The sequence below is a fragment of the Nostoc sp. TCL26-01 genome, from assembly GCF_013393945.1.
Taxonomy (GTDB): domain Bacteria; phylum Cyanobacteriota; class Cyanobacteriia; order Cyanobacteriales; family Nostocaceae; genus Trichormus.
Map to the genome: position 1 here is coordinate 5303737 of NZ_CP040297.1, position 23048 is coordinate 5326784.

The window sequence follows — 23048 nt, forward strand, 5'->3', positions numbered from 1 at the left end:
CTGCTAATAGACACGGTTGCGAAGATTTTGGTGGGAAAATACCCACGTCAATTTAAAATTTAAATTCCGGACAATTACCCAGGAGTAAAAAAAATATTATGTTATCTAAAAGAATCTTACCTTGTTTAGATGTGAAGGCGGGAAGGGTTGTAAAAGGAGTTAATTTTGTCAACCTGAAAGATGCTGGTGATCCTGTGGAATTGGCTAAGGTTTACAACGAGGCTGGGGCTGATGAGTTAGTGTTTCTGGATATTACAGCTACTCATGAAGACCGGGATATTATTTTTGATGTGGTGTACCGGACTGCTGAACAAGTCTTTATTCCTCTGACTGTAGGTGGGGGGATTCAATCCTTAGAAAATGTTAAAGCTTTGTTACGAGCTGGCGCAGACAAGGTTAGTATTAACTCTGCGGCGGTAAGAGATCCAGACTTGATTAATCGGGCAAGCGATCGCTTTGGTAATCAGTGCATAGTTGTGGCAATTGATGCTAGGCGTAGACTTGAACCAAATAATCCAGGGTGGGATGTGTATGTGCGGGGAGGCAGAGAAAATACCGGCTTAGATGCCTTACTTTGGGCAAAAGAAGTCGCACAACGCGGTGCAGGAGAACTATTGGTGACAAGTATGGATGCTGATGGTACTCAGGCTGGTTATGACATTGAACTCACAAAAGCGATCGCCGAGGCTGTGGAAATCCCCGTGATTGCTTCTGGTGGTGCGGGAAACTGCGAACATATCCATACTGCACTGACTGAAGGTAAAGCGGAAGCAGCTCTATTAGCATCACTATTACATTACGGTCAATTGAGTGTGGCAGAAATCAAAAACTATTTGTGCGATCGTCAAGTTCCTGTACGCTTATATGCGTAATTCTAAAGACATCATTGAAATCTCACCACATCTATCCCAGGTTAGATACAGTTCTCTTGAAGGGTGTTAATATTAGTTTACAAGTATTAATAAATATTAAAAAATATGTTGATTCCTATTTTGTTATTTGATGTCGCGCTGGTGGCTTGGTCACTGCACCTGATGGAGAAGGCAGTACAACATAAAGAATTTTCTCTCATGTTGGCTGGTACGCTAGTTGCATTAGCTGCCGCAGCTATGTTAGTAGTTTACTTCCTTATGGGACATTGTATGAGTTACTTATTACAAGTCAGGTAGTAGACACTGTTTTCTTTATGAAAAAACGAGCTAGAAATTTACTAAAGGGGGCAGAAATCCCCAGAATTAGTTAAAAATCTTTTCGGCGGTTAAATATCTGTAGTTGTCTTTGGCTGTGAAGATAAACTCTCGTCAAGCTAGGGAGTGGCGAAACAACACAGGTACAGCGTAATTTTTACCAAAAAAATATCAGAAAAACTTATCAGAGCAAAAAGTTTTTCTTTATCTCAAGTCCAACAGAATTTTTTCACTCAAATAGACACTATTAAGCTTGTGTGCAGGTATAATCTACCAAAACTGCCGCGCTCAAGTAATGGATATCAGGAAGTAGGGGAGCCAGCGCGTTGCGGAGGTTTCCTCCGTTGTAGCGACTGGCGTTGTGTTATGCCGTAGGCTAACGCACCTGGAATTATCGATAGTGCTTGGCGCTGTATAACAACGCAACCTACATGGAAATGTCTAGCGTTGCTGATTGCGGTATAAATTCAGCAACAACAAATTTCTCCCATCCAAATGGGAATGCGTCATCAGAGGAAATAAAAAATGGGATATGTAATTGCTACTGCAAATATGAAAGGTGGTGTGGGAAAAACCACCCTCACTGTTAACTTGGCTACTTGTTTGGCAAAAAATTACGGTAAGAAGGTGCTGGTACTGGATTTAGATACACAAATCAGTGCCACACTCAGCTTGATGTCACCACTAGACTTTGCCAAGCGACGTAAACAAAGACTGACATTTAGATATTTAATTGATGAAGTCATCAATCCAGATCCCAACTCTAAGTTAACAATTGACGATATTATTCAAACTCAAGTTTGTAATCTTACTGAACTCAGTTTATTACCAGGAGATATCGATTTATATGATGAGTTTGTTGTCTCCGAAATGCTACACCGTCAAACAGTTGCTTTGGGTGAACAAGACTTTGAAACTGTATGGAATCGGTTTGAAAGAGTTTTAATCAATAATATTTTAAAACCTGTCCGTGACCAATATGATTTTATTCTGTTGGATTGCGCTCCTGGATATAATTTATTAACTCGTAGTGCTTTAGCCGCCAGTGATTTCTATATTCTGCCAGCCAAACCAGAACCTCTATCAGTAGTGGGTATTCAACTCTTAGAAAGACGCATCGCCCAGTTAAAAGATAGTCATGAACATGAAGCGAAGATAGATATCAAAATGCTGGGTATTGTCTTTAGTATGTGTAATACTAATTTACTCACAGGTAGATATTACAAACAAGTAATGCACCGAGTTGTGGAAGATTTTGGTGTCGAGCAAATTTGTAAAGCGCAAATTCCCATTGATATTAATGTAGCAAAAGCAGTGGATAGTTTTATGCCTGCTGTGTTGAATGCACCACAGTCAGCTGGTTCTAAGGCGTTTTTGCAATTAACTCAGGAACTTTTGCAGAAGTTGTAAATTTTCATCTTTGTGTCTCTGTGTCTCTGTGGTAGAGAAATAATTTTCAACCACAAAGGCACAAAGAAATTTTATTTGTCTGGGTAAGAATTATGGAGTAGGTGCAGGGGAAGGATGTTTTCCTGCATAGTAAACAACGACTTTCAACTGTTCAGAATCAGGAACGTAAAATACTCTATCTCCTTTTGTCACCTCATATTCCCATGCTCCTTTGTAGAGTTTTCCCTTTAAAGGAAAAACACGCCCAGGCTGTCTAGTGGTTGGTGCTGTACATAAATCCTCATAACAACGATGTGTGTTTTCTGGATGACGCTGCATTAAAGCTTCCCAGTCCCGATTTACCCGACGATTTTTAGCTACGACTAACCAAGTGCTTTGTATCTCAAATAATACAGAAGCCGTCAGTTTAACTTCTGGCGGCTCTACATTCTCTACTATGAGATTTTCTGGAGGATTATCTGACATACTCTCTCACACAGCCAAAGAAGCAGATGGTTTGGTTAATGGGACTTCATCAGTTTCGGTACTAAAAGCTGCTGCTAGTTCAGGACTAGCGATCGCAATTGCACTTTCGTACCATTCATGAATAAGTATGTCAATTATCTCCCATGCTGTAGTTGAGGAATCTATTAACCGAAAAGCCTCACTCAGCTCCTTGATAAACTCTTGCAAATCATCTGTGTCAAATACACTTAACCATCTATAAGGATGTTCACCGCCAATTTCTTTCCCAAGTAATAACGAAAAAGCAACGGTTAATGCTTCAAAAACAGCCTTACTTTGAGTAGCTGTCTTGACAAGAGAAGTTACTTGCTCTCGGCGTAATAATGCAAAAGACTGCTCATTACGAGTAATTGTCACTGGATGTTCTAAAGCCTTGTCTAGAACTAGTCCAGGCTGACGATTTAACTCAGTAGCAGTAATTAGCTCATCTGAGTAAATATTGCCAAAATTGCCCGGAATCATATAGCGTTTCTCGTTTTAGTGAGGTGCTAGAGGCTAGAGTGTACCTTATGCTTAATACCAAAATACCTAAACACAGAAAAATATCCATGTTTAGGTATGGGAATCTTTAGAATTCACCGGCTAAGGCAGAAACGCAGCGTTCACATAACAGGGGATGCTCTTGTGATTCTCCTACATGAGTAGAATAATTCCAACAGCGATCGCATTTTTCCCCGTCTGCATCTACCACCCCAATTTCCCAGTCGTTTGTTTGGGCGGTATATTTTAATCCTGGCAGTTTTTCTGGAGAATCTAATATTTCCACCTGAGATGTCAGCAATAAATACCGCAGTTCATCAATACCGTTCCCCTTCACAGGGTTAAAGGCTTTGATAGCATCACCTAACTGTTTGTGAGGAATATAAATCAACGCTTTGGCTTCTAGAGAAGAACCAATCATTTTTTCGATTCTGGCTTGTTCTAGAACTTTATTAACATCGGTGCGGAGTTGTCGTAAAGCTTCCCAAAATTCGCCTAAATCTGGATTATCCCATTGCTCCTCTAACTGTACCCAACCAGCTTGAAACACTGATTTGTATGGTGTTTTGTAGGGGAGATATTGCCAGATATCCTCAGCAGTATGACAGAGAACAGGTGCGATCGCTCGTGCTAAATTTTCTAAGGCAATGTGTATTACTGTTTGACAACTGCGGCGGCGGAAAGCATCGGGTGCGCTGATATACAGCCTATCCTTAGCCACATCTAAATAGAAATTAGATAAATCCACCACGCAGAAATTCTGGACAGTTTGGAAGAACTTGAAGAATTGGAAACTTTCAAAAGCTTCTGTCACTTCCTGGAACACTTCACGGATGCGATGCAGCATATATTTATCTAGCTGCGGTAATTCTGCAAAGGGTACTGCGTCTTTTTCGGGATCAAAATCGTGCAAACTCCCCAACAAAAATCGCGCTGTATTGCGAATCTTACCTCTGACATCATTGAGTTGGCGGATGATGTTTTTGCCAATGCGGACATCGCTGGAGTAATCTACCGATGACACCCACAACCGCAAGACATCTGCACCATAAGGCGGTTCTTCTTTTTTATTTTTCCCGCCTTCAATGATTGTATTTGGATCAATCACATTTCCTTCCGACTTGCTCATTTTTCGCCCTTGTTCATCTAAAACAAAGCCATGAGTCAAGACAGTTTTGTAAGGTGCAATGTCATTCACTGCTACACTCGTGAGCAAACTGGACTGAAACCAACCACGATGTTGGTCTGAGCCTTCCAAGTATAAATCAGCTGGGTAGTGCAATTCTGGACGCTGTTTTGTGACTGCTGCCCAAGATGAACCAGAATCAAACCATACATCCATTGTGTCTGTACCCTTGCGGTAAGACTTGCCATTGTCACGGTAAGATTCTGGTAATAATTCCTCTACCGACAGTTCCCACCAAGCATCAGAACCTTTTTCGGCAATAATTGCTTGCACATGGTTGATAGTTGACTCATTCAGCAGTACTTCCCCAGTGGCTTCGTCGTAGAAAACGGGAATAGGGACACCCCAAGCACGCTGACGGGAGATACACCAATCAGAACGTTCAGCCACCATTGGCGTGATCCGATTTTGACCTTGGGCTGGTATCCATTTTACAGATGCGATCGCCTTTAATGCTTCCTCCCGAAATCCAGATACCGAAGCAAACCACTGTTCAGTCGCCCGGAAAATCGTCGGCTTTTTCGTCCGCCAGTCGTAGGGATACTTGTGCTGATAAGGTTCCTCTTTCAACAAAGAACCCGCCGCCGCCAACGCATCAATTACCGCTTGATTCCCATCACCCAGCACATTCAACCCAGCAAACTGTCCCGCCTCATCAGTAAAGTTACCGTTATCATCCACAGGCGCAAGAATCGGCAAACCATAACGTAAACCCACGATGTAGTCTTCTTGACCATGACCAGGGGCAGTATGTACCAACCCCGTACCCGATTCCGTCGTGATGTAATCCCCACCCACAACCACCGGACTTTCTCTGTCAAATAACGGATGACGGTAAGTGGTATGTTCTAAATCTTGCCCTTTTAATGTGGCTTTTACGGTTAACTGCACTCCCAAAGTAGCAGATAAACCCTCCACCAAATCAGCCGCGACAATCAAATATTTTGTCGCTTCGCCATCAGCAACTTCCACCACAGCATATTGTAAGTCTCCATTCACCGCCACAGCCAAATTTCCGGGAATTGTCCAAGGTGTAGTAGTCCAGATAGCCACATACAAATCAGGTAAATACTCACCTAAAATTGGTTTAACAGCCTCAGCCAAACCCGTGATGGGGAAAGCTGCATAGATACTGCGGGAAGTATGCCCTTCTGGATATTCCAACTCCGCTTCCGCCAAAGCTGTCTTAGAACTGGGACTCCAGTGAACAGGTTTCAAACCCCGATAGATGTAACCTTTTAAGAACATCTGACCGAAAACGCCAATTTGCGCCGCTTCATATTCCGGCTGCAAAGTCAGATAAGGGTGGGCAAAATCGCCCCACATCCCAAAGCGAATACAACTTTTATTTTGGTCTGCGACTGCTTCTAGGGCAAATTGTCTAGCTTTTTGCCGCAACTGTAAAGGCGTTAAGTTTTGCCGTTCTGCTGACTTCATGTTCTGCAAAACTTTTAATTCAATAGGCAAACCATGACAGTCCCAACCAGGGACGTAGCGCACCTTACGTCCTTGCAGCAATTGGTAGCGATTAATAATATCTTTAAGAATTTTACCTAAAGCGTGACCGCTATGCAGAGAGCCGTTAGCGTAGGGAGGCCCATCGTGCAGTATAAATAATTCGCCTGGGTTATTTTGCGACAGGCTCTCAAAAATTTTATTGTCTTCCCAGAACTTTTGAATCTCAGGTTCCCGCTTGATGGCGTTCGCCCGCATATCAAAATTAGTCTTGGGTAAATTTACAGTATCTTTGTAGCTTCCAGTTTCTGTCACAGCTTCATGCCTAAGAATATATGTGCAGGTCTATCAATTATAGAAGATGGCAGGAAGTCTAAAACTACAGGATTTCAGTTCTAGACATTAAGTAATGTAGAATTTACCATATTAATACGATACATATAGTAATTGAATATGAACAATTCTTCTTTCTTTGAGGAGCAAAAAGAGCAGTCTTTAATAAAAGCCAGAATTGTTGAGAAATATTTTTGGGCTTGGGCAAAGGTTATTATACCAACTGCGAAACAAGCAAGACATGAAATTGCTTATATAGACCTTTTTGCTGGACCTGGTAGATATAAAGATGGTTCAAAATCTACGCCTATCAAAGTTTTAGAAACAGCAATTGCTGATCCAGATATGCGAAATATGCTGAAAACATTATTTAATGATGCTAATTCTGAACATACTAATTCTCTACAAGAAGCTATAGAAGCAATTCCAGGAATTGAGCAATTAAGATATAAGCCTGAAGTCATGAATTTTGAAGTAGGGGAAAATATTGTTAATGATTTTTCTCGGCTGAACTTTATCCCAACATTATTTTTTGTAGATCCGTGGGGATATAAGGGACTATCATTAGAACTGATAAACTCAGTTGTGAAAAACTGGGGTTGTGATTGCCTTTTCTTTTTTAACTATAACCGTATCAATATGGGTATAGGCAATGCAGCAGTTGAAGACCATGTAAATGCTTTATTTGGAAAAATAAGAGCAGATAAATTAAGAGAAAAACTCCAATTACTAAAACCAGAAGAACGTGAATTAACAATTATAGAAGCTATTTGTGAAGCTCTACAAGAAATGGGTGGGAAGTATGTTCTACCTTTTCGCTTTAAACATGAGAACGGTAACCGTACTAGCCATCACTTAATTTTTGTCAGTAAGCATATTAAAGGCTATGAAATAATGAAAGACATCATGGCTAAAGAAAGTTCTGGTGAAAATCAAGGTGTACCTTCCTTTGAGTATAATCCGGCAACTTCTAAACAACCATTACTTTTTGAACTTGCCCGTCCTCTTGATGAATTAGAAGCAATGCTATTAGACGTATTCGCTGGTCAAATAATCACGATGGAAGAAATTTACAATCAACATCATGTTGGTAAACGTTACATCAGTAAGAACTACAAAGCTGCTCTGAATAGTCTTGAATCCCAAGGGAAAATTATAGCAGAACCACCATCTGACAAAAGACAAAGGAGGAAAGGTGAAATTACATTTGCTAATTCCGTTAAAGTTACATTTCCACTTAAGCCATAAGTTCCAATTTTTCTCTTTTCAATGAGCGTTGTTGAGAAGATTTACTCCATATGTTTTGATGTTCTTGCCAAGCTAGAGGCATTTCATCCCATATTTGACCATTTAGTAATCTACCTCCAGCTTTAGAAGTTCTACCCCCAATCTGCTTGAAGAAAAATGCTACTCCTGCTTTCTGACATTGGTCATGAATATCCTCCACCCATTCAATCTTCATTTGACGATGTTTTTGTCCAGACTCGCCACCAACAATGACCAAATCAATATTTCTTAAGTCAAGATTCAATGAACCTAACAGTGGTTCACATGAAAGAAAACGCACATTTGCAGAAACTTGGCGAAGAAAATCAATACGATGGATATAGTTCTGATTCTCAACTGATACACCCAACCAAATATTTTGATAAAATTCTAAATGAGATGCTAGTTCAACGAATCTTTCAGGTCTTTTCGTTAATATTTGATATATGTGCCAAGGTGTATCATGAATCACCTTGAATACATCCTGAATAAAATCAAGAGGTACTTCTTCGTGAAAAAGATCACTCATTGAGTTAACAAATATTCTACTTGGAGTACGCCACCTTAAGGGTTCTGTTAACCTTTCTGGGTGTAAAGTTAAATCAAAACCATTCTTGAAATTATTAGGAAAACGTTTTGTAAGGGCTTCCGCATAACAATGTAAGCAACCTGGACTAACTTTATTACAACCCGTAGTTGGATTCCACGTTTTATCCGTCCACTCAATACCTGTATGAGTACTAGACATAATTATTCCACCTTATAAATTTATTATTTTGTTAAGTTATACTGTTTGAATTAACATAATTCATATGTACTATCATGATATCATGAGTAGTTGATAAATAAGTCGCTTATAAAAAATGAGTACAAATACACCAAAGTTGCTTGATATAGTAGCACTCACAATTGATCTACCTGAATATAATCTGTTGCGTGGTCAAGTTGGTACAGTTGTAGAATTATTGGCTAACGGTGCTGCATTTGAAGTAGAGTTTAGCGATGCCTGCGGCGGGCTATGCCTACGCAATGGACAAACCTATGAATCTGTTGGTTTAAGTTCAGAGCAAGTTATGGTTTTACACTTTGAGCCAGTATCTCCTAATTCAGTACCGGCAATGGTTACAGCATAAATTAGGTATAGGCTTGTTTCAGACATGAAACCTAACAATTACACTCAACTTATAGTAGTAGGTTCGGTTGAGCAATACTGAAACCCAACATCCTCGACTCAGAAAAAATTTCTATTCCACAGGATGTGCCGCCAACCAGGTAAGTAAGTCGTCTAGTCCTGTAAAATCTAATAAAGCTTCACCCAGCGTTTCTAGTTGATGGAGAGACAGAGCGTAAATGCGATCGCTCACAGATTGCGGTAACTCTCCCACCCGTTTTTGTAGTAGCCGTAGTACAAGCTCTATTGCTTGTTTTTGCCTGCCTTCTTGTTCTCCGCGTTCGTAGCCAATGCGCTCACCAGTTGTTACGTAGCTCATACTTTGCTCCTGCTCGAATTGCTTAAACTCTTGCCAAAATTCTGCTTCTAATACCTTTGGTAAAATCATAACCCAATCAATGAATCGATATAGGTTACGGATATCTTTTTCTTGCCATCCTTGTTCATACAATCGGCGGATTAAACTAAATTTCCAAGTTTTCCGTTCTCCTAGCTTTTTCGTCGTCTCCTGTGTTTTCAAATGTGCCATTACCACTGTGGCAAAAGGGTTATCACTGGCTTCTAATTCTGCCCAACGATTTTGGTAATCTAGCAGTTTGACGGTGCCAAATTCAAAGTTTAATCTGGTGTCGGGATAATCATAACTATATTGGTGTGGTCACCATTTCGTGTCGGTGTCGCACAAAATAGCTAAACTGATGGCAGGTTGAGAAAATTTGTCAAAAATTCGCAGGTTATAAGAAAACATCCTTTCTGAAAAAGCATCTTCTGGTTTTGCTTGGATTTCGACATGGATTAATAGCCAAATTTCTTGTCCTTCAAGTTGCCATACTTTCACTAATTTATCTGCATATCTTCTTCCCTGTTCAGCGTCACGAGCTATTTGTTGAAATTCTTTATCGAGGAATTCGTGGGGACGTTCCCAGTCAATTAGTGCTGCTGTTTTTGGGAAGAAAAATTGCATTGCTTGGGGAAAATACGCTTCTAATATTTCCTTCCACGGTGAATCATTATCGGCTCTTGCTAGTTCCTCGGTCATGAGTTAATTTATAGATGATGCCCAGTTATGATGATAAAATAAATTGCGATTATTATCGCTCATTGAACAATAGAATAGTAGGTTGGGTTGAGCTAAAGCGAAACCCAACATTTTCAAAGTTTAATATTAGTTGATCGTCAAAATCAAGCATAGACTAATAGGGTTCAGTTAAGAACAAAAGTAGGTTAGGTTGATGTAGGGAAGACCAATAAATATTTGGTGGGTTGTGTTGGGTTTCGCAAAGCCTCAACCCAACCTACTTGGCTAGTTCTTTGCTGATATCGCTTGCTAAAACCGCTAGTATCGTGTATTGTATAAGTTTTATCTGAAAAGCAAAAAAAATTTTCGTGCAAAGCGCGAGGGAATAAGAAGAGAAAAGAAAAAAGGGCAGAGTGCTAGAGGGCAAAAGTGTAAAGGGCTAGGATGAGTCCTCACCCGGAAACTAGAACGACGCGAAAACCGATACCGCTGCGGCGGGCGACGGGTGTAACCCTGCCACGGACTGCACTGCGACAGACCCCTGAGATGACTCTCCAAGAACCACCGCGCAGCAGTCTGTATTTTATATTAACACCCAGCCATGAACTACCGTCTACTGGGGCTTGATTATAATTTTCGTGCCACTCATCCTGACACCATCCCCATATATTACCACACATATCAAATAAACCAAAGGGATTAGCAGGAAATTTTCCTACATCTGTTGTTTGCTCTCGATATTCACCCTTTACACCAGAACCATAAGTGTAATTGCCATTATAATTTGCCAAATCTGTCGTAATTGTGTCGCCAACATAAAATGGTGTAGTCGTTCCTGCACGACAAGCATATTCCCATTGCGCCTCGCTGGGTAAGCGATAGATTCTCCCAGTTTTTTTCGATAATCTAGCGCAAAACTCAACCGCATCATCCCAAGAAACGTTTTCCACAGGACGATTAGCACCTTTAAAATATGATGGGTCAGTATCTAAAAGAATATTTACCTTAGCAAGTGAAGCAACAGCTTGCCATTGAGCTTGCGTGACAGGAAATTTCCCCATGAAAAAGGGTTGGAGAGTAACTGTGTGTTGTGGACTTTCATCACTTGTGTGTCCTGGCTCATTTTCTGGCGAACCCATGAAAAATTTACCGCCAGGAATTGCTACCATATCCAGCACGACACCATTAACCAAACTTTCTCGGAAATACTCAGCGCGTCTGCGACTACGGTTAATTACTAGCTTTTTTTCCCCAATACCTAAAAATCCTGAGCTTTTTAACGTGATGGTGGCCAGGGTGGTTTCATACAAAGAAAGAAAAATAATAATGATTTGTAGAGGGTGGAAAAAAATGGAGAGATAAACAGTATGAATCTTGTCGAACAATTGCAGGAAGTACCAGACTATCGGCACATCCGGGGACGAAGACATGAATTATGGTTAGTATTATTGCTGATATTGCTCTTAGCAATGACTGGGTATTGGGGCTAGCGACCATTGGAGGACTTTACCAAAGTACACAGGCAAAGCTTAATCGAAATGTTAAACCTAGATGAGACAATCAAGTTGCCATCCTATTCAACGTTCCGAAGAGTACTCAAAACAATAGATTTTCAGGCATTCACCGACTTATTTAATGATTGGGCATCAGTTTTTGTGCCACCGATACCAGGAGAAAGATTGGCAATTGACGGCAAAGGCATTCGCTGCACAGTGACAGATTACAGTCAGTCCTACCAAAATTTCATCAATACAGTATCAGTTTATAGTCATAGTCGAGGTATCGTACTGAGGATGCAACCAATGTCAAACAAAAAAATTAGTGAAATGGCAATAGTACAACAATTAATTAGTGAGTTTTCTGGGCAAAAAGTCGTTTTTACCCTTGATGCTTTACACTGCCAAAAAAAACTGTATCGCTGATCATCAATAGTGGCAATGATTACCTGATTGGATTAAAAGAAAATCAACCAACGCTGTACAAAATGGCTCAAACTCAGTCACAGACACAGCTACCTTTGAGCAGTGCGACAATCGAAGATAATACTCACCATCGCCAAGTTGTGCGTTGCTCTCAGGTATTTGCGGCTCCAGAAAGATTACAAAGTCAATGGGCTGGACTTAAAACCTTTGTCCAAGTTGAACGCTCTGGTATCCGTGATGGTGAATCATTTCAAGAGCGTCAGTTCTATATTTGTAGTCAGCTCCTATCAGCTGAAGATGCTCTCACTGACACCCAGCAACATTGGGGAATTGAAAATCGGCTCCATTGGGTTCGTGATGTGACTTTTTGCGAGGATTTTCCACTACGACGAGGTGGCAATGCACCAGTTAATTGGGCAATCTTACATAATTTTTTCATCACTCTTGCCAGATTTCTCGGTTTTCGCACTATCCCTCAAGCTCAACGTGCTTTAGCCAATCAAATCCAAAAAGTTTTTTCTTTCTTTGTATGAAACCACCCTGCTCTCCGACGCGGAGAGGGGAGTAGAGACGTAGCAGAAAATATCATGGTGCGTTACGCTGACGCGATAACTACAAAACTAACAATTGACTATTGACTATTGACCATTGACTACTTTTAATTTGTCTCTTGAATTTGCAAACGAACGGTGTGTTCGGTAGCATCACTGAGTTGGACTTCCATGACTTCACCACCTAGAGGTTCGATGCAACTGAGGAGCGATCGCAAATTAGGAGTACTTGCACCAGTATCTACATATAGCCTATCAGCTAAATTACCGATGCGTTTCCAGGTCATATATAGTTTAGCGATCGCTTGTTCGATTTGGGATGCTTGGTTGACTAAGTCAGCCGCTACACTCAAACAACCGACTCTTTGGGCTTCTTCTAGTGCTGTTTCGATGTCTACATCTTCTTTAATCAGTGCTTGGACTTGGGCGGCAGATTTGAGATATTTGGCTAGTTGACGCGCTTCTGTGGTGACTTGCTTGATGGTATCGACATCGGGATTAGCGGCGATTTCCTTTTGGATAAACTTTTGGTGCGATTCTGGCAGTTTCTCCATTTCCTTGACTAGCGGCGCAATGTAGCGGGGAGGGAGAGAGTTTTCGGCTGCTTTTACCTTGACTGTTTCTGGTAATAAATCCGAACTCATGGCTGTCCATTCGTCGGTGAGTTGACGGACTTCCCGCCTAGTGATGCGATCGCCTTTACTCGCTGACTCACTTACCATCTGCTGCACTTCTGGTACAGCTTTGGCAGTTTCCACAAACGCCCGTTTACTAAAATTATTCACAGCACTGGGTTCCAGCTTGCCCTCTTCCAGGAGAGTATCAGCACTATTGGCTAACTGAATCCAAGCATAGGCTTGACTTTTGCTAATTTCTCGTTCCTTGAGCCAAGCGAGAAAACCTGTACCGCGTCCATCACCACCCTTTTTTTCCCTATCCCGGATAGCCCTTAAGATTCTACCCCGCCAGATTTCAGTTTGCAAATCAAAGCGATCGCATACCTGCCAAGCTACATCCAACTGTTGTTGGAAATCTGACTCTGGGATTTGTTCATCTTCGGGATCGGGCAGTTCAAAGGTAAGGTCCGCAGGCTGTTGCAAAGCCGCAGCAAGGTCGTTGATATGATCCGTTGATTGCACAGTTGGTAACTTATTAGTCTAGCGATCGGCTTATTATTACATACTCTGGGGACATTGGCTGTGTTGATATTCTGATGAAGCAGGTGGTCGAGATAAGGCAAGTTTCACCACCAAAGATGAAAAATACCTTTTCTCATACAGTTTTGGATGAGAGTTAATTTTCCCAGTATCAAGTTTAGTTGTAATCTTGACATGGATGAACAGAACGAAGTTAACCTGACATCGGGTGGTCTAAAAAAGCTCGGCAATCTCGCCAATCTGAAAGATAAAATTATTAGTGATGCCATTCGGGAGCGTGGAGGAGGTCAAGGTCAGGTTAATCAATTACGCAGTGATTATCAAAATCTGAGCATTGGTGAATTAGCAAATTTAGCAGCTACAGGAGACGAAGACGCAGAAACTGCCATAAAAATCCTTAAACAAGCTAGAAAAAAACGTGAAAAATATGGAAACTGAAGAATTTCCTATTGGAGAGTCACTGATAGCAGTATCAATTGTTGAAGATCAAGAGTTTAGTGGTGATGAACTGTGTATTGATCAAGTTGAACTATTTTTTCCAGATACAAAAATCACGCTGCTACCAATTGCTGATACTGATGAGATAGAGATATTACAACAAGCTGAAACTAATACTGATGCAGTAGATACTCCCTTATGGTGTCAGTCTTTAATTAGTAAAAAACTAATGATGGTATGGATTTGTGATAACAATCAAGGTTATCAAGATCAGGTGATTTTTGCCTTTGATTCTCTACATCCCAGTATTACATTTATCTCAGAAGGTTCAGTCTTAAAAGTATTTCGTTCTCAGCAAATATCTAAATATAGAAACAATAAATCTGTACAAGCATCAAAAAACTATGTAGCACAAGCAGCATTGAATGAATTAGAAGATGTAGCTTTTAAGACAAGCATCTGAAATTACTTTGAGTCAATCAAAAATGATTTGTACAGAGAATTTTACATTTCCACTGAACAGTTTATAGCGTTTCTTGCTTTAGAGAAGCACATTTTGTTGAGTCTAGGGACTTCCAACTAAAAATATACAATCGCTTTGATGAGCAGGGACGGCAGAGGCGATCGCTTTCCCTTGAGCGCCTAGCCAAAATGCTAAAATCGCTGTATGACAAATGCTTTCATAGGAGGCAGCATGGAAAAAATCGAACTGCAAATAGATGCCACAACCCTAGAAAAAGCATTGGCTTTAGCGAAGTCACGCCATTGTAACTTGTCAGAATTGTTTGCATATGCGATCAATCAGCTAGCCGTGATAGAACCATCAAAATACCCTTTACTAGGATTATTTGCTGATGATCCTGACTCAGTAGATGAGATGCTAGAAGAGGTAATGAAAGATCGGGCAGCACACCCATTAAATCAACGTTTTGAAAAAAGTACTACTTGACACAGATATTCTTTCGGAAAGTCTGAAGCGTAGAGATCAGCGTGTTGTTGCTAATGCGATCGCTTATTTAGCTGTTCATGGTCGCTACACTATCAGCATGATAACAGTCTTAGAAATCGTCAAAGGTTGGCATAAACTCCAACGGGAAGACAAAATTCAGCAGTTTTTTGCTCAAATAGCTGTTGCAGAAATATTAACTTTGCAGTTGAGTGATGCTGAGTTAGCGGGACGTATTTATGCTGATTTAGAAAGAATTGGACAACCCATAGGGTTAGCTGACTCAATTATTGCTGCCATTGCCATTCAACAAAACTTATCTCTAGTCAGTGGTAACTTAGCACATTATCAACGAATTCAAACATTAGGTTACAGTCTCCAACTAGATAATTGGCGAACTTAACCACTGTGGGCTAGCACAAGGCAAAATAAAGACAGTAAGAGCGATAGGAAACGCTATCCTGCCAATGAGTTACTGCCTTAACCCCCGTTGCCCAAAGCCAGAAAATCCTCAAGATATTAAGTTTTGCTTGAGTTGTGGTTCTAAGTTACTCCTCAAGGAACGCTACCGTGCCGTCAAACCAATTGGGCAAGGTGGTTTTGGCAGGACTTTCTTAGCTGTGGATGAAGATAAGCCTTCCAAGCCTCGCTGTGTGATTAAGCAATTTTATCCCCAAGCCCAAGGTACGAACACCGTCCAAAAAGCGGTGGAATTATTTAACCAAGAAGCCGTGCGATTAGAGGATTTAGGCAAGCATCCGCAAATTCCCGAACTTTTAGCATATTTTACCCATGAAGATCGCCAGTATTTAGTACAAGAATTTATTGACGGAGCAAATCTAGCGCAGGTATTGGCACAAAGGGGTGTGTTTAATGAAGCCCAGATCCGGCAACTATTAAATGACTTATTGTCAGTTTTACAATTTTGTCATTCTCGACAGGTAATTCATCGAGATATTAAACCAGAAAATATTATATTACGTAATAGCGACAAAAAACTAGTGCTGGTAGATTTTGGGGCTGCTAAATCTGCCACTAGCACAGCTTTAAATCAAACAGGTACAAGTATTGGTAGTCCTGAATATGTTGCACCAGAGCAAATTAGAGGTAGAGCTAGTTTTACCAGTGATATTTATAGTTTAGGGGCAACTTGTATTAATTTATTGACTGGGCGATCGCCTTTTGATTCTTATGAGATTAATCATGATACTTGGGTTTGGCAACAGTATTTAAAAACTCCCTTTAGTCAAGAGTTAAGTCAAATTATTAATAAGATGCTAGAAAGCATTCCCATGAGGCGTTATCAAACTATAGAAGAAGTTTTACAAGATTTAAATCAACACTCGCCAGTAGTTGCCACACCTGAATTATCATCAACATCTCCACCCATAATAGTCAATAAAACCTCTAGTCAAATTGACTTAGAATTGGAAGAGATGAAAACTCAGTTTTTAGTTGGTGGAAAAAATCAGCAAAATAAAATTCCGCCACAAAATTCTACACCTCAGTCTCATAACAACAGAAAATCAGATGTTATAGATGACGAATTAGAGCAGTTAAAAGCTAAATATCTCGGTAATAATAACTCAGAAGGTCAATAGGATATTCGGGCGTGAGCAGAATTGGCGATCGCTAAAATTTTTCTGTCTTAAGTTTATAGTTTTGGAGCCTGAATTTTTTCATAATAGCAAACAGTAACCACAATTTTTCCATTCATCACAAATAAGGAGAAACTAAACTATGGGACTATTTGACCAAATTCTGGGTGCTGTGAGCAACCCCAACCAACAAGGCAACTTAGGACAAATAGGAAGTATCATCAACACTGTCAATCAGTTGAGTAATAGCACTGGTGCAGATCCTTCTACAATTCAATCGGTTGTGGGTGTAGTTGGTAACTATGTGCGTTCTGCTTTACAACAAAAGCAAGCGACAGAAGGTAACGCAGCAGCCCAAGCCGTAGTCAACCAATATGCTGGAACCTCTGCTGATCCCCAAGCGGTTGATTCCTTGTTTGCACCACAAACACAACAGCAAGTAGCACAAATAGCTTCCCAACACACAGGATTAGATGCTGGGACAATTCAACAACTGTTACCTGTAGTTGTTCCTTTAGTCTTGAATTTCCTTCAGTCTGGCGCTAATGCCGAAAATCCTCAAACTGGCGGGAATTCTGTCCTTAATTCCTTCTTAGATGCAGACAACGATGGTGATGTCGATATTGCTGACGCTATGCAATTGGCTAGTAGATATGTTGGCAGGTAGTAAGCTCGCAGGTCTAAATCCGCGACTGATAGCGCAGCGTAAAGTCTTCTCTTTCAGAGACGCTAACACGTAGCTTGGGAGAAGCTACGCGAACGAGAGTCTTGATTCTGACTCCTGTCGCTTGCTTCCCGAAGGGTACGGGAAGCAAGCTACGCGGTAGCGTCTCCGACAGGAGAAGGGTATTCTGACGAATGTATTCTTCTTCAACAGATTGATGCTCAAAAGACCAGCCGCTAGCTAAGAAAAGATATCTAATGGATTCTATGCGAATGGATTAGGAGGGGGTTCGCCATGTATGCGGATGTACTGTTGTTGCAACTCTTGGAAATAATCTGCCAAGCATTGCCCTGTTTCACACCAGTAAAGTTCTTTCTGATGAATGTAATTGTTGCATCCACAGCAAAAAGTGTATTCATTGTATAGAAAAGGGTTAACTAAATAGCTACGAATGATTTCCTCCGGCATCCTTGTCGCACCACCACGTTTCTTAAGACCAGTTGGTAAGAAAAGCTAAGACAACCAAAAAGGTGATAGGAAGAATCAATTGAATTGGTTTGCTAGGAAATGAACGAATCCAATAGAAATAATCAACGATGACTGGTACTGTGTGGTAATTTTCCCATCACGCAGTTTGGAACCAAGCGATACAAGAACTCATCGCATATTTTTAAACAGCGACCAAGTGCAGCGCATTTATTTGGATGAGTTAGGTACTCCCGATACTCTGCCGATAGGCATCAATTTAATGCAGTTAACAATTGCATCAAATAAATCGATGGCAGAGCAAGCGAAGCAATTAATTGAAAGAGTACAATTAGATTCAACTGGCACACTGCCGAAAAACGAGATAATAGATATTATTACAACAATTGCCGTTTACAAGTTTTCTTCGTTGAGTAGAGAGGAAGTAGAAGCGATGCTGGGACTGACTTTAGAGGAACCCAGGGTTTACCAGGAAGCGAAAGCTGAGGGTAGGGAAGAAATATTGAAAGCAGCTGTGCCATTGTTACTAAAAACAGGGATGAGTGTAGAACAGATTGCTCAACAACTCAACGTTGATGTAGAAACTGTCCGGCTTGCTGCACAGGAGAACACGGAGGAGTAAGCAAACGGGAGATAGGCGTTTACAAGTTTTTGTAAGTTTTGTGGCGAAGAGATGGAAACTATGATGGAACTGAACATTGAAGAAACACGAATTTGCCCAGACTTGGAACGTCAAACCTTTCTTAAAAGCAGCAGCCTGGCTATTGAACATGGGCTAGCCTAATAATTTGAGTAGGTAGGCAATAGGCACTCTTGTAAGAAGTTCCTCGACTTGTACTGAGTTTTTATGTGCAAGCACAGGCTACGCTAACAAAAATCAAATCTGAGTCCCATATATAAATTTTGAGACAAAATTACCAGCCTTTTAGCAATCCCTAAAATTGCTTGTTATATTGTACTAAATAACTATTTTGCTTAATTTGGGTAAAGCTGTGCGTAATGATTTACAAGACTTAGACATTAGCCATAATGAATTACAAAAACTTACTAATCTACCTGTAAAATCTGAATTAATTATTATCAGCAATAATTTTAAAAAGTTTTGTCAAAAAATCGTTCGTAAAATTAAAGGTTCGGAAGGAGCTACAGTAGTTTTTCTGAGCTTTTCTGTATTAATTTTTGCCTATATATTTTTTGATGTCATTATTAAGTCATTTGCTACTTGGATCATAATTCCATCTTGGTTACTATTAATTATCTTCAGTTTTTTGGGTGGTTTAAGTACACAAATTTCTTTATATTACTTATGGAAAAATCAACAAAAAGTACTCAAAAAAAATATGACTACTTCTTTAGAAATACTTTTAAATGATGTAGATAGATACAATGCTGTCATCAAGGCTATAGATATTAATGATCAAATAGAAGATGCTGGTAACACAGGTGTGTCTATTCAAGAAAGAGAAAAAATTATTGCGGCTTTAAAACTGACAAGAGTTGATTTAGTCAGAGCTTTAAAAACAGAAAAAATATTACGAGAAAATAAGAATTTTATTCTCAGAAATACAGATTTATTTGACGATAATTTGGCAACATTAGCTGCCATGCAAATTACCGCACAAGCTACTGAACATGGCAGGTTACTCAATGAAGCCTTGCAAATTTCTTTAGATGTGCAATATGAAATGAAAACCTTACAGAGTCAATCTAACACGTGAAAGAGTCTGCGTAGGAGCGATCGCCGGGTGTAGGGGTGTAAACAGTGAACAGTGAACGTTTATTAACTGGTAACTGATTTGGTAGGGGTGTAGAGGAGAATAATTAATGGCTACTCAGCACCCAAGACTAATGACTAATGACCACTGACTAATGACTATTGACTATTGACTATTGACCAATAACTAACTCCTTACCAAAATTTCATTGCGGTTGATATTACCAAGATCAGGTAATGATTTAACTGAGTGGGGAATTAAGGCTGTGGGGACACTGGGAGAGATTTGTAACTGTTGCACCAGACGTTGTAGTAGCTTGTCTTGTTCTTGACGAAAAGCAGAGATTTGGGGGCCACGGTTGATGATAGCAAACCAAACCAAACCGCGATCGCGTGTGGGAACAACACCAGCTAAAGCGCTGACATCTCGCAGAGTTCCTGTCTTCATCACCGTAGCGGCGGGTAAATGTCTAGAGTGCATTGTGCCTCGATGATCTAAACCAGACATCGGAAACAAGTCAGCTAAGTTTAGTTGGTAACTAGCTACTTCCTGTTGTAGCGCCATAAACATCGCACATACAGCCCTAGGAGAAATGCGATTTTCCGGCCCCAATCCTGAACCGTTAATTAACTGAATTTCTGTTGCTGGGACTCTCGCCATTTTGGCAGCTATAGCTTGAACTACAGTGTGTCCTCCCACTGATTCTGCCAGCATTTGTGCCATTTCATTGTTGCTATAAACGTTCATTTCCTTGATTAATTGTTTCAAGGGTAAAGAACGATGACGTATTAGCAAAGTTTGTTGGGGGATAGATTGGGCAGCATATTTGATTGTGCCATTAATTGCTAATTGGGGCTTGGGTGTTCCCTTAGCCATGATGGAGTGGACGTATATGGGGGGACGAGTCCAAGTTTGAGAATTGAGGGCTTGTTTGAGCATTTGTCCAGCTAAGAGGGGATGACGCTGGAAATTCATGGCGAAATTACCACTAATTACCAGATTCCCTTTTACCTGTTTAATGCCCATTTTATTGAGAGTATTACCCAGAGCGATCGCTTCTTCCCAAACAAACAGAGGATCGCCACCACCATTGATGATTAAATCGCCTTGTAATACTCCATTAACAACTTTACCTGTAGAGGCGATCGTGGTTGTAAATTGATGATCTGGCCCCCAGGTTTTTAAAGCCACCAAGGACGTTGCCACCTTCGTCAGAGAAGCCGCAGGTAGAGGCGTAGTCCCTTGATGATTAGCCACCAGTATGGGGCCAGACTGCATCCAAATTCCTTGGCTTTCCGTGAGATTCTGAGCGATTAATTTTGTTTTAACTAAAGCCTGCAAATATTGTTTAACTGTATTGACTCCTGCTGGATTAGGGTCAGATGCAATAATCAAGCCTGGGCTACTTTGCCAAGTGACAGCATCTAAGGCATCTGCCGGTTTGATTTGTACCCCTGCCATTTCTAGCCACAGAGAAACCAAACCCGAACTCAAAAACTCCAGCATGACTTAATTCCCCTTTTAGAATGTAATATAGAGTTTCCTGTGCCAATATACGAGATTTCTGGTGACAATCAGTACTGAGTCATAATAACTGGTGTTTTTCTCATCTGGAAGTAGGTTAGATTACATTGTTTTAGTTCGATTATTCACAATTCCCCAGTCTAGAGAAAGATTTTATCTATTTAGACATAAAATTAAGACAAAGTTATTGCTTGTTTAAGTCTGCTGATAACAGTAATGTAGTGAAATGTAGTAAGCGATCGCCTAGATATTTAAGCATTGTTATAGCGGTGTACCAAAGGTTTTGCGATTGCTTCCTTACGTCGCCATGACGGAACATAAAACCGAAGTCCAGAAGCTGTAGGGGAGAATGAATTCACAAATATCTCGTGAACCTGCCCCTAACATTTTGTGATGCTTCTCACATGAAGGCAAGTATGACGTAGGCGCAAGCCCACTCTCCGAGTTCTCCTTTGGAGTACCCACAGGAAATTACGTAGCTTGCTTCCGCGTAGCGGTATTACGAATTACGAATTACGTTAGCGAGTCTTCTCCCAAGGGGAGACGCTAAGAGGGTGTTGGAAAAGTTTCAGTAGGTATAAAAATGTCATTCTGACTGGAGCGGAGCGTCAGGAAGAATCTAGGTTTTGTAGCACATACCGAGATGTTTCATTCCGCTACGCTGCATTCAACATGACAAAGAAACAGACTTTTCAAACGTCCTCTAAGAGCGAACGAGCGTCATTACGAATTACGAATTACAAATTATCTATTTCCTTTCTGGATGCACTTGTTCTTTTGTCGCAGGAATACCCATATAGTTAATTGCCGCAATCATCTGATATAAACGTCCCAAGTCTCGTTGATTGAAATAGAGAATTAACCGGGGTAGTTCCACAGTTTCATCTTGGCTTTCTTGGGGTAAAGCTGCACTTTTTTCAATTTTGCCCTGCACCAGAATATCGCTAAATTCGGCATTCAGTTGCTCAACTTCCATATCGGATAATTCTTGGGTTAAGCGAATCACCAACTGATCTCCGACATAACGACTAGAGTGATAAACCTGATAAAAGCGCGTGATAGCATGACAAGCTACCTCTAGGTTATCCGTCACAGTGTACAGGCTAGGATCTTCCGGACTCACCAAACCAGTTTTGACTAGATGCTGATTAATATATTCGCTCCAAGACTGCCAATAATCACCACCTGGGTGATCAATTAAAACTAATGGTACAGGGCCAAACTTACCTGTTTGACTCAATGTCATGCACTCAAAAGCCTCATCTTGAGTACCAAAGCCACCGGGAAATAAAGCGATCGCATCACTTTCTTTGAGCAGAAATAGCTTGCGAGTAAAGAAATATTTAAAGTGTATCAGCTTCGGATCACCCTCGATAATTGGGTTGGCTTCTTGTTCAAAGGGTAGCTGAATATTCAGTCCAAAAGATTTCTCTCGTCCCGCACCTTCATTGCCGGCTTGCATGATCCCACCACCCCCCCCAGTCATCACCATAAATCCCAGTTGCGTCACAGCGCGAGCAAATTCCACTGCCATCTGGTAAGCTGGTGTTTTTGGCAATAGCCGAGCTGAACCAAAAATCGTCACTTTGCGGACGTGTCGATAGTTATAAAATAGCTGGAAACCTCGTTCCATATCTGCCAAAGCAGCCGACAATATTTTCCAATCGAGACGCTCAATATCAGTATCAGCCAAGCGAACGATAGTAGCCAACGCCTGCTGGATGAACTGCCGATTTTTTAATGTCGGTAGGCGATCGATTAAGTCAGCGATATCCGCTTGCAGAGACTCTAAAATGTCAAACGACGCAGATGAAGTCATGATAGATGCCACCACGATGGCATTACATTCTACCTAATTTTGGACTCTAATTTATCAAAAGAATATGGATAATGGGAGAGATGAAGAAGATGAGAGAGAATAGCTTTTGATTGTTGACCAATGACTACTGACTAATAACTGTTGACTTTTTACTGATTTCAACTAGCTTAAAGTATTCATTACGAGAATTTTTAATAGTATGAATCTCTTTCCATTTA

20 protein-coding genes and 3 pseudogenes are annotated in these 23048 nt (G+C 40.7%); 14 read left to right on the forward strand and 9 right to left on the reverse strand.

What is annotated here, in order from left to right; genetic code table 11:
* The first annotated feature begins 98 nt into the window (after positions 1-98).
* The 3 genes from hisF to FD725_RS22915 all read left to right on the forward strand — a co-directional run bounded on the left by hisF (position 99) and on the right by FD725_RS22915 (position 2597).
* The gene (hisF, locus tag FD725_RS22905; RefSeq protein WP_179050278.1) at positions 99-872 is read left to right on the forward strand and encodes an imidazole glycerol phosphate synthase subunit HisF; all 774 of its coding nucleotides are present in this window, start codon (positions 99-101) and stop codon (positions 870-872) included.
* A gap of 105 nt (positions 873-977) precedes the next feature.
* On the forward strand, positions 978-1169 hold the full coding sequence (locus tag FD725_RS22910) for a hypothetical protein (RefSeq protein WP_179050279.1): 192 nt from the start codon (positions 978-980) through the stop codon (positions 1167-1169).
* Positions 1170-1712: 543 nt separating this feature from the next.
* Positions 1713-2597 (forward strand): ParA family protein, encoded by an 885-nt coding sequence (locus FD725_RS22915; RefSeq protein ID WP_179050280.1) that lies wholly within the window; start codon positions 1713-1715, stop codon positions 2595-2597.
* 90 nt (positions 2598-2687) lie between these two features.
* Here FD725_RS22915 and FD725_RS22920 read toward each other — a convergent pair whose 3' ends face one another.
* The 3 genes from FD725_RS22920 to ileS form a co-directional block, all read right to left on the reverse strand.
* The gene (locus FD725_RS22920; RefSeq protein WP_179050281.1) at positions 2688-3062 is read right to left on the reverse strand and encodes a hypothetical protein; all 375 of its coding nucleotides are present in this window, start codon (positions 3060-3062) and stop codon (positions 2688-2690) included.
* 6 nt (positions 3063-3068) lie between these two features.
* Complete coding sequence (locus FD725_RS22925) at positions 3069-3563, reverse strand: hypothetical protein (RefSeq protein WP_179050282.1); 495 nt, start codon at positions 3561-3563, stop codon at positions 3069-3071.
* Between the two features lie 106 nt (positions 3564-3669).
* Positions 3670-6537 (reverse strand): isoleucine--tRNA ligase, encoded by a 2868-nt coding sequence (ileS, locus tag FD725_RS22930; RefSeq protein WP_179050283.1) that lies wholly within the window; start codon positions 6535-6537, stop codon positions 3670-3672.
* Between the two features lie 138 nt (positions 6538-6675).
* Between ileS and FD725_RS22935 the strand changes: the two genes are divergently transcribed.
* Positions 6676-7803, forward strand: a complete 1128-nt coding sequence (locus tag FD725_RS22935; protein WP_179050284.1) for a three-Cys-motif partner protein TcmP — start codon at positions 6676-6678, stop codon at positions 7801-7803.
* Here the strand turns inward: FD725_RS22935 and FD725_RS22940 are convergent.
* A complete protein-coding gene (locus FD725_RS22940; RefSeq protein WP_179050285.1) occupies positions 7793-8569 on the reverse strand; it encodes a DUF5131 family protein in 777 nt (258 codons plus the stop codon). The genes FD725_RS22935 and FD725_RS22940 overlap by 11 nt on opposite strands.
* A 115-nt stretch (positions 8570-8684) precedes the next feature.
* Between FD725_RS22940 and FD725_RS22945 the strand changes: the two genes are divergently transcribed.
* The gene (locus FD725_RS22945) at positions 8685-8954 is read left to right on the forward strand and encodes a DUF4926 domain-containing protein (RefSeq protein ID WP_179050286.1); all 270 of its coding nucleotides are present in this window, start codon (positions 8685-8687) and stop codon (positions 8952-8954) included.
* A gap of 111 nt (positions 8955-9065) precedes the next feature.
* Here the strand turns inward: FD725_RS22945 and FD725_RS22950 are convergent.
* Together FD725_RS22950 and FD725_RS22955 are read right to left on the reverse strand one after the other, a co-directional pair.
* Positions 9066-10031: pseudogene (locus FD725_RS22950) on the reverse strand (DUF4351 domain-containing protein).
* 431 nt (positions 10032-10462) lie between these two features.
* Positions 10463-11440, reverse strand: coding sequence for a formylglycine-generating enzyme family protein (locus tag FD725_RS22955; protein ID WP_179050287.1), 978 nt, complete (start codon positions 11438-11440; stop codon positions 10463-10465).
* Between the two features lie 108 nt (positions 11441-11548).
* Between FD725_RS22955 and FD725_RS32680 the strand changes: the two are divergent.
* A pseudogene (locus tag FD725_RS32680) lies at positions 11549-12465 on the forward strand (ISAs1 family transposase).
* Between the two features lie 125 nt (positions 12466-12590).
* On the opposite strand, the gene FD725_RS22970 reads toward FD725_RS32680, so the two are convergent.
* Complete coding sequence (locus FD725_RS22970; protein ID WP_179050289.1) at positions 12591-13622, reverse strand: hypothetical protein; 1032 nt, start codon at positions 13620-13622, stop codon at positions 12591-12593.
* 192 nt (positions 13623-13814) lie between these two features.
* On the opposite strand from FD725_RS22970, the gene FD725_RS22975 reads away from it, so the two are divergent.
* The 8 genes and pseudogenes from FD725_RS22975 (at position 13815) to FD725_RS23010 (ending at position 19490) form a co-directional block, all read left to right on the forward strand.
* Positions 13815-14078: a hypothetical protein gene (locus FD725_RS22975; protein ID WP_179050290.1), complete on the forward strand. Its 264-nt coding sequence runs from the start codon at positions 13815-13817 to the stop codon at positions 14076-14078.
* Complete coding sequence (locus tag FD725_RS22980; protein ID WP_179050291.1) at positions 14068-14541, forward strand: DUF6334 family protein; 474 nt, start codon at positions 14068-14070, stop codon at positions 14539-14541. Before FD725_RS22975 ends, FD725_RS22980 begins: the two co-directional genes overlap by 11 nt.
* Positions 14542-14772: 231 nt before the next feature.
* On the forward strand, positions 14773-15027 hold the full coding sequence (locus FD725_RS22985) for a hypothetical protein (RefSeq protein WP_179051656.1): 255 nt from the start codon (positions 14773-14775) through the stop codon (positions 15025-15027).
* Positions 15008-15427 (forward strand): PIN domain-containing protein, encoded by a 420-nt coding sequence (locus FD725_RS22990; RefSeq protein ID WP_179050292.1) that lies wholly within the window; start codon positions 15008-15010, stop codon positions 15425-15427. Before FD725_RS22985 ends, FD725_RS22990 begins: the two co-directional genes overlap by 20 nt.
* Positions 15428-15491: 64 nt before the next feature.
* On the forward strand, positions 15492-16625 hold the full coding sequence (locus FD725_RS22995) for a serine/threonine-protein kinase (RefSeq protein ID WP_179050293.1): 1134 nt from the start codon (positions 15492-15494) through the stop codon (positions 16623-16625).
* A 139-nt stretch (positions 16626-16764) separates the two neighbouring features.
* Positions 16765-17289: a DUF937 domain-containing protein gene (locus FD725_RS23000; RefSeq protein WP_179050294.1), complete on the forward strand. Its 525-nt coding sequence runs from the start codon at positions 16765-16767 to the stop codon at positions 17287-17289.
* Between the two features lie 592 nt (positions 17290-17881).
* A pseudogene (locus FD725_RS23005) lies at positions 17882-18394 on the forward strand (DUF2887 domain-containing protein); the annotation flags it as partial.
* 370 nt (positions 18395-18764) lie between these two features.
* Entirely contained in the window at positions 18765-19490 is a 726-nt protein-coding gene (locus FD725_RS23010) for a hypothetical protein (RefSeq protein ID WP_179050295.1), read from the forward strand.
* 183 nt (positions 19491-19673) lie between these two features.
* On the opposite strand, the gene FD725_RS23015 is transcribed toward FD725_RS23010, so the two are convergent.
* On the reverse strand, positions 19674-20993 hold the full coding sequence (locus FD725_RS23015; protein WP_179050296.1) for a D-alanyl-D-alanine carboxypeptidase/D-alanyl-D-alanine-endopeptidase: 1320 nt from the start codon (positions 20991-20993) through the stop codon (positions 19674-19676).
* A gap of 766 nt (positions 20994-21759) precedes the next feature.
* A complete protein-coding gene (locus tag FD725_RS23020; protein WP_179050297.1) occupies positions 21760-22830 on the reverse strand; it encodes an LOG family protein in 1071 nt (356 codons plus the stop codon).
* Positions 22831-23048 lie beyond the last annotated feature (218 nt).

Bases quoted from the DNA above. Each gene is read 5' to 3' on its own strand.
- hisF (WP_179050278.1), top strand. From the start codon at position 99: ATGTTATCTAAAAGAATCTTACCTTGTTTAGATGTGAAGGCGGGAAGG.
- FD725_RS22910 (WP_179050279.1), top strand. From the start codon at position 978: ATGTTGATTCCTATTTTGTTATTTGATGTCGCGCTGGTGGCTTGGTCA.
- FD725_RS22915 (WP_179050280.1), top strand. From the start codon at position 1,713: ATGGGATATGTAATTGCTACTGCAAATATGAAAGGTGGTGTGGGAAAA.
- FD725_RS22920 (WP_179050281.1), bottom strand. From the start codon at position 3,062: ATGTCAGATAATCCTCCAGAAAATCTCATAGTAGAGAATGTAGAGCCG.
- FD725_RS22925 (WP_179050282.1), bottom strand. From the start codon at position 3,563: ATGATTCCGGGCAATTTTGGCAATATTTACTCAGATGAGCTAATTACT.
- FD725_RS22935 (WP_179050284.1), top strand. From the start codon at position 6,676: ATGAACAATTCTTCTTTCTTTGAGGAGCAAAAAGAGCAGTCTTTAATA.
- FD725_RS22940 (WP_179050285.1), bottom strand. From the start codon at position 8,569: ATGTCTAGTACTCATACAGGTATTGAGTGGACGGATAAAACGTGGAAT.
- FD725_RS22945 (WP_179050286.1), top strand. From the start codon at position 8,685: ATGAGTACAAATACACCAAAGTTGCTTGATATAGTAGCACTCACAATT.
- FD725_RS22955 (WP_179050287.1), bottom strand. From the start codon at position 11,440: ATGTCTTCGTCCCCGGATGTGCCGATAGTCTGGTACTTCCTGCAATTG.
- FD725_RS22975 (WP_179050290.1), top strand. From the start codon at position 13,815: ATGGATGAACAGAACGAAGTTAACCTGACATCGGGTGGTCTAAAAAAG.
- FD725_RS22980 (WP_179050291.1), top strand. From the start codon at position 14,068: ATGGAAACTGAAGAATTTCCTATTGGAGAGTCACTGATAGCAGTATCA.
- FD725_RS22985 (WP_179051656.1), top strand. From the start codon at position 14,773: ATGGAAAAAATCGAACTGCAAATAGATGCCACAACCCTAGAAAAAGCA.
- FD725_RS22995 (WP_179050293.1), top strand. From the start codon at position 15,492: ATGAGTTACTGCCTTAACCCCCGTTGCCCAAAGCCAGAAAATCCTCAA.
- FD725_RS23000 (WP_179050294.1), top strand. From the start codon at position 16,765: ATGGGACTATTTGACCAAATTCTGGGTGCTGTGAGCAACCCCAACCAA.
- FD725_RS23015 (WP_179050296.1), bottom strand. From the start codon at position 20,993: ATGCTGGAGTTTTTGAGTTCGGGTTTGGTTTCTCTGTGGCTAGAAATG.
- FD725_RS23020 (WP_179050297.1), bottom strand. From the start codon at position 22,830: ATGACTTCATCTGCGTCGTTTGACATTTTAGAGTCTCTGCAAGCGGAT.